General features: G+C 37.7%; 4 protein-coding genes and 1 tRNA gene. 2 read left to right on the forward strand and 3 right to left on the reverse strand.

Annotated features, from left to right (window positions below; genetic code table 11):
• Together Q0X89_RS12815 and Q0X89_RS12820 are read left to right on the forward strand one after the other, a co-directional pair.
• On the forward strand, nt 1–667 hold a 667-nt coding region (locus tag Q0X89_RS12815), incomplete at its 5' end, for an SPOR domain-containing protein (protein ID WP_297694789.1).
• A gap of 503 nt (nt 668–1,170) precedes the next feature.
• Nucleotides 1,171–1,803: a response regulator transcription factor gene (locus Q0X89_RS12820; RefSeq protein WP_297694791.1), complete on the forward strand. Its 633-nt coding sequence runs from the start codon at nt 1,171–1,173 to the stop codon at nt 1,801–1,803.
• A 250-nt stretch (nt 1,804–2,053) separates the two neighbouring features.
• On the opposite strand, the gene Q0X89_RS12825 is transcribed toward Q0X89_RS12820, so the two are convergent.
• The 3 genes from Q0X89_RS12825 to Q0X89_RS12835 all read right to left on the reverse strand — a co-directional run bounded on the left by Q0X89_RS12825 (nt 2,054) and on the right by Q0X89_RS12835 (nt 7,570).
• Complete coding sequence (locus Q0X89_RS12825) at nt 2,054–2,893, reverse strand: hypothetical protein (RefSeq protein WP_297694793.1); 840 nt, start codon at nt 2,891–2,893, stop codon at nt 2,054–2,056.
• A gap of 229 nt (nt 2,894–3,122) precedes the next feature.
• The gene (locus Q0X89_RS12830) at nt 3,123–7,076 is read right to left on the reverse strand and encodes an ATP-binding protein (protein ID WP_297694795.1); all 3,954 of its coding nucleotides are present in this window, start codon (nt 7,074–7,076) and stop codon (nt 3,123–3,125) included.
• A 419-nt stretch (nt 7,077–7,495) separates the two neighbouring features.
• A tRNA-Val gene (locus Q0X89_RS12835) sits at nt 7,496–7,570 on the reverse strand.
• Nucleotides 7,571–7,576: the final 6 nt, after the last annotated feature.

Below are 7,576 nucleotides of genomic sequence, written 5' to 3' on the forward strand. Positions count from 1 at the left end.
TTCCGATGACAGCAGGGTAGATGAGATCGTGAAGAATTACGAGGAACAGATAGAAGAGCTTAAAGCCGAACAGCAGATGGCGGGGAACTTGGGTCAATCCCTGGCTTTTGAGAACAGGCTAATCCTGGACCAATTAATATTGAGACAAGATTCGATAGAAATAGCGCGTAACGAAATGTTCGAAAGGCGGTTTGAAACCATGGTACGCCTGTTGCGCAACGAAACAGAGGAAAAAACAACCCCCCCAGCACGAATTCCGAGGGAATCCTATAGCAAAATAGGAACCGCGGTAGCCGAGGCTAATAAGAAGCCGGTTAAAACTGTGAAAAATAAGTTTGATAAAATTATCGACTTACCATTGAAGTCCAACAATCGGTCAGATATCATTGGGGTCAATTCAGGTTATTATTTAATTGCCAATGTTTACAAAAACAAAAGGTATCTAGATGCCTTCATGGCTCGATTGCAACTAAAAGGACTGGATGCCCGGCAATTTTATAATAAGAAAAATGGGTTGTATTACGTATATCTGGCCGATTTTAAATCTAAAAACGCTGCGGAAGATGCCTATGTTTCCCATCTGGACGGGGCATATGGAGAAGAAAAATGGATTATGGAAGTATATAATCCCATGGCTACGGCCGATGTTATTTACGAAGATCAATGAAGAAACGACCGAATAGTTTAAAAATCTTAAAAATATATGTCATTGACCGAAAAACACTATGATTGTTAGAACTATATCAGATATTGTCTTACATTAAAGTATGAATTAAACCCCAAATCGTTGTATAACTCATAAACCCCCAATCGTATGAGACCACACTATTGCAACCTCCAGCCTCTTATACTGAAACTCAGTTCCCGAGCAACTTAGTATTAAAACGGAAAAGTAACAGCTAAAGGAAGAAGAACTGTCGCAAGACATATTTCTATCCTCCTGGAAACCCATTTCCAAGAATGGTGCATGGGATTTCTCTGTCTGCACCCACATTTCCGATCTGGACCTCAATTCACCTATTTTACAAAGTTCCCGTATACCATTAAACGTATCGGGCACACTTCCCCAAGCTGTGTCCGGGCCTGGAATGATCTGGTTTGACCGGACATACTTCCTGGTATTTAGTAACATATTATAAATCGTAATAATGCAACCCAAATCTGTAAATTATGAAAACGAACTTACTCAGCGTAATCGCAATCGAAAACGACATCCAATATCACGAGGCGTACCGGTACTTCTTTAGCAAATACACCGATTTCCCCCTGGTAGGCCTTTTTAGTTCTGTGGAAGATGCCTTGATAGATTTTAAGGAGACAATGCCGGATATAATCATTACCGAAATGTCTTTCCCGGGAACTTTGGGAATTGACGGCTTCTCTGATTTTCGAAAAATGAATCCGGATATTAAAATTATTGTGGCCAGCGAGGAAAACGATTTTAGGATGATCAAAAAAGCCTTTAAAAATGGTGCTAACGGATTCCTCACCAAGCCATTAACCAAGAAACGACTTAAGAATGCATTGTATTCGGTTAAATATGAAGGTGCGGTATTAAGTAATGATATCGCGGCTAAGCTGATCGCGATGTTCCATCAGAAAAGCTATAACTTTTTCTCCAAGCGCGAAAACGAGATCATTGATTTCCTATGCCAGGGAGCTACGTACAAATCCATTGCAGATCAACTATTTGTGACAACATCGACCATAAATTTTCACATACAGAATATTTATTTAAAACTCGATGTAAACTCGAAATCCGAAGCACTACAAAAACTTCGTGAGCTTGATCAAGTAGCATAATTGCCAAGAGGCGCAATTAGTCGAAATTCAATTGAATCGTTTGGAAATAACCGCGCCGAAAGCGCGGTTTATTTTTGCATTTCGCGGCTTGCTCAGGTGAGCTTGGCTATTTGGAATTTGAAGCAGGCTGGATCATGCGCTACTCTTATGAACAACATAGTCCATTGGCGTCGTAATTAATCAACTCTACACAGTATAAATTAACCGTCCGGACTTACGAAAGTGACCTCTCCTTCAATTTAATCAAGATCTAGTTAGTTCTTGAAAACTCAATTTCAGCGTTTGATGTGCTGTAAAGGCAATTTTCAAATTCCAATGTCATGCTGATGGTGACTAAATCCTCTAATGTGCCTGTTCCGGTCCCTAATCCTTCACATCCACCCATAAAATCATCGAGGAATTCATCCCAAACAATACTTTTCAATTGGTCTCCTTCAATTTGGGCAGAAATTACGAAATCGTCATCTCCGCCATATTGCGCTACAAATTGATGATTATTATATCCAGTCCCACCTAGACTGCTGCCGTCAGATGTTATCTCCACAGAAATCATAAAATTTGAGTACGTATCGTCATTCCAAATACCGGTATATCGCCCAGTTAGATAATGTTGATCACGCAATTCAAATGTAATATTGACCAAATCTTTTGATATTTTATCCCCTTTGACCGTGGCAAAACCTAGTTTATACTTGATACCTTGCCGAATCTGGTTGCCCTGTGTATCCAGCAAGACTTCCGACGGGCTGATTTCCGAAAAGGATGTCTTAATATCAATGGACTCATATCTTTCGCTCGGAAGTTCAGAAAGAGTTGTCGAATTTATAGATGAGAAAATAGACTCAGGGGTAATAAACAACCATACTGCTGATAGATTACTTGTATTATTAACAGAATATCGCACTACCAAGTCACTCGCATTTTCATTATTCCCAAAGTCCACAACAAAATCAACCGCGACGAGATCGCTAGTGCTATTTACCGGTCCAGGTTCAGGTGTATTTATTATGTCAGGATCGGAAGAATCCTTCGAGCATGAAAATGAAACCCAAATTATAGTAATTAACAGGAGTCTAATAAGAATTTTCATGATTTAGGAATTTATATTTTTTCTTGTTTGAAATTATTTCGAAACCCAAAAGTTTCAGTCCTATCATAGTATGTACATATGATTAATAGCTCAAAATGCTTATACCTTAACACTGAAGAAAAAACAAGCAATTGCCTTACTTCATTATGACAACAAACTTAGATTACGAGAAGAATTTGAGTCGGTACTATTGTTTCGACTACTTGGATTATTGTTCCAATCTTATGAATCAAGTTGATTCTAACGACTTTTTCCGGAACTCCATGGGAGAAGCGGAGGTAAATTTTCTGAAGATTTTTGAGAAATACGATGGATCATCATAGCCAACATCGTACGCTATTGCACTTATGGATAAATTAGTATCATGCAATAAATTTTTTGCTTTTTCAATACGAATATGATTGCTATAATGTGTTATTGGCATCCCAGTTAATGCTTTTACCTTTCTATGCAACTGAGACCTGCTGACAAATAATTGTTTTGCAATTTCACCTACTGATACTTTAGATGTATTCTCAAGAATTAGTTTTTGAAGTTTTATAATTAGTCCTAAATCTAACTTATTAATGTCCGGACCATATTTTTCGGGCTGCTTTATTGACAGTAACTGCATCAAAAATTCTTTCTGATCTTTTTGTTTAGCTAATAAATTATTGATGACAAGCTTTAGTTCATTTGGATCAAAGGGTTTTGTTAAATAACTATCTACACCTAATTCATATGCCTTCCTTTTATCCTTGGCTTGAGTTCTTGCTGTTAACATGATAAAAGGAATGTGAGATGTAGTTACATCGGATTTGATCTTACGGCAAAATTCGAAACCACCCATCACCGGCATCATAACATCGCAGATAATAAAATGAATATCCTGACTTGAGGCTATCTTGATACCTTCTTCCCCATTCCGGGCTAATAGTATCTGATAGGTTGGACTTAACAACTTCTTTACAAACAGCCTGATATCTCTATTGTCTTCAACTACCAATACTGTTTTGCCCCTTACGTTCATTTCATGGTGAACCAATGAATCCGAAAAGATTGAATTCTTTTGAACAAAAGGTAAATGATGTTCAATTTGGGTGTCCAGAGATTCACTTTTGACAGGAAATGTAATTGTAAATTGGGTGCCTACACCACTCTTACTCCTAACTGAAATAGTACCATCCAGTAATTCAACCAGTTCTTTAGTCAGGGCAAGACCAATGCCGCTGCCTATGGACCCTTTAGTATCTTTCCTTGTAAAGTGACGATCAAATAGAAATTGTAAATCTTGCTTATTAATTCCCCTACCCGTGTCCTTAACAACAATTTGAAGATGTGATTTTAGATTTTCCAACCTAACCTCGATCATACCCCTTTCAGGAGTAAATTTTATGGCATTTGAGAGCAGATTATTTAATATCTTTTGCATTTTCTCATCATCAAAATCCATAATAAGCTCATCAGTATCAGAATAAAACATCAACTTTTGTGATCTTGAATCAGAAAATGATCTGAAAAGGTTCACAATCTGTTCAATGAATTTAATTACATCTCCATTCTTATATTTAACTACCATCTTTTTTGCGTCCAGGGCAGCTAAGTCCAACATTTGATCTACCAAATTCATTAGTTGATCGCTAGATTGATCAATGCCATCTAGTAAATTTTTGTCATTGATATCATCAGTATTTTTCATCACCATATTGGAAAGACCTTTTATCAAGGTTAACGGAGTTCTGAATTCATGTGAGATATTGGCATACATCTTTGATTTTACCTCATTCAATTCCTTGAGTTGCCTACTTTCAGCCAGGGCCAGTCGACGATTTAAATTAAACTTGTAGAGCGCATAAATAATGGCCATCGCCAGCAGGACATAAACAACCAGTGCAAGCTTAGTGGTATACCAAAAAGGATTAACCGTAAACTTATATCTTTTGGAGGCAAGACTTTGGCCAAATGCATTGATTGGTCGAATATCAATATTATAATCTCCCTGATATAAATTAGACAGGTTTATTTCTTTGCTTGATCCCAAGTCAATCCATACGTCATCCATCCTATATTGAAACGTGAGTTTCTCGGTATCTTTAAACGCCAAACTTCCAATTTTAACATTTAAAGCCTTGGTACCACTGGGGAGAGAAAAATCGGTGTTATTAAAATCCCATTCACCAGATAAGATCTGGTTATTCGCTCTTATTTCTTTTAAAAAGATCTTTGGAATATCGGCATAATCACTGTGTTTTTCAGGATTATAGATCATAACGCCATCCAAGCAACCAATCATATAATCACCATTGCCCATATCTACTATCGGGCCCACAAACTCGGTCTCCACGTCTACATTAACAAGTTTATGAGTAAAAGAGTGTATATCTAGTATTCCAAGACCAGCCTTACCTAAGGTCCATAGTTGATTATCTGTATAGCGATATACACCATAAAAGGATCCTTCCAGAATTTTGTTCAAACCAGAATCGAGGTTATTACCATCCACAAAACTTAATCCGTCAACCAAATTGGCTACCCAAATTCTGTTCATTTTATCTTCATAGAATCCTCCAAAGATTTCTCTGTTATCATAATCAAATTCTGGATTAAAACAGATGATTTCGTTGGTTTCCAAGTCCATAACACTTGTGGAAGATTGCCCAATCCATAATCTATTCTTTGAATCAACAAACAACTTTTTTAAATGCTTATGCTCGTGTGTATTTAGCCCTTTGAATTCTTTCTGATAATTCTCAATTGATAAATTATCGTAGTTCAATTTATACAAGCCACTGGTATAGGTGGCTACCCATTGATCATTATTCTTATCACGGATAGTAGTTCCTCTCAATACCATTACAGAATCGGGGATTTGAACCGGCGGTTCATATGATTGATCCGTAGATGTGTCCAGGAAGACCATTCGATTATCGCCAAGAATTACCAAATTATCGTTAGCCAAAGGTTGCATATCTCTAAAAAGGTATCCTGCACCTAAATCCCGATAAGGTAATTGTGGAATTTGTATAGTTTTTATAGTCCTTTCCGCGGGAGAAATTTTATGGATGCCCTCACCATAGAATGGACATACATAGTAATCATTATTAATTCTGACAATATTGAGAACGATTACAGGATATTCTTTTTCCTTTTTTACAAATCGTATAAACCTTTTGTAATGATCAGGATCAAAACGATAAAGATTACTTGTGAAGAACCATATTATTCCACGTGAATCGACTAATGAAACTCCGAAATTTATTTTGTCTAAACGAGCATTTACAATTGTCTTTGTTCTTGTATCATATTGAACTAAGCCTTTTACAGTCGAAACCCACAAGTTTGATTCCTTGTCCAAATACATATTCCTGCAACTTTCTGCAAAGAACTGTGAACCTTCCTTTATTGGTTGATGCCCTCTCTTTGATTTCTTGTTAAAAATGTACCACCCCCGTTTGAAAGTCCCTATGTAAATCTCTTCTTGAGATTGTGCCATAGAGGTGATTCGATTTTGCAATAAGGTCGGATCGTCCTGGAAGTAATGAACATCATAATTTCCCGCAGATCTTTTAAACTCTACCAAACCCTGGTTGGTTCCAATCCAATACGTATCCAAATCCGAGTTTGAACCTTCTATTTCATTGATGGAATTTAACTGCGATAATGAACTATTCTTATTCTCTGTTTTAAAGAGGTGCTGAGATATTGCTCCCGATTGCAAATCAATAAGAAACAAGCCTTTACCGATACTCCCAACCCAGAGTATGTTCTTATTGTCAATGTGCAATTTTAAAATAGCCTCTAAGGTGAAGTCAACTTTTGGAAAATCTTTAATCAGGGGTTTAAATTGTATTTCCTTTAGTAAACTAGATAGAATACCATTCTTTGTAGCCAAGAATATGTAGGTCCCCGTTGTATCAAAAATGATATCATCAACCTGACCAATAGGTTTGTCATGCCCTGAGCTATCAAATAGCTCATATTTCACGAATTGGCTACCATCAAACCGAATGACTCCGTTATCCGTACCTATCCAGATAAAGCCATACGGATCTTCATTGATATTTTCAATTTGATAAAATTCAAGTCCATCCTTGGCAGAATACTGACGATAATTATTAAAATCAGACCATTGGATCTGCGCCCGTACAGCTCCTGAGATCAATAAGATCAAAATAATTATCGGTATGAAAAACCTGTTTTTCATCTATAAAAGATAATCAAAAAGCTCAATGTGTCCACGGAGGTAGGCGATCAAGTTTGGGAACTAGTATATGCCGACAGGAAGAAAACCCTGTGCTTTCAGCTCGGTTTATTTTTGGATTTCGCGGCCTGCTCAAGCGAGCTTGGCTATTTGGAATTTAGTGGATTACACCTTCGGCGTGATCCGGACCGAGCGTGTATGCAATACAAAAAGCTCCGGTGGAGCTTTTTAGCGTAGGGGCCAGATGGCGCGTTGGCATGGATTACGGCTTTGCCGTGATCCATAGAGACCAAAGTAGCAAATAGAAAACCGCCATGCATCCGCATGGCTGGTTTTTTATTTCCATTCGAAAGCTCGAGCAAGATCGGCTTTCTTCTATAACAAAAAACCCGCACATTTCTGTGCGGGTTTTCTGAGTGTCGTGGGCCCTACTGTATTCGAACCAGTGACCCCCTGCTTGTAAGGCAGGTGCTCTGAACCAACTGAGCTAAGAGCCCCACATT

It is taken from the genome of uncultured Eudoraea sp., from assembly GCF_947258525.1.
Lineage (GTDB): Bacteria > Bacteroidota > Bacteroidia > Flavobacteriales > Flavobacteriaceae > Eudoraea.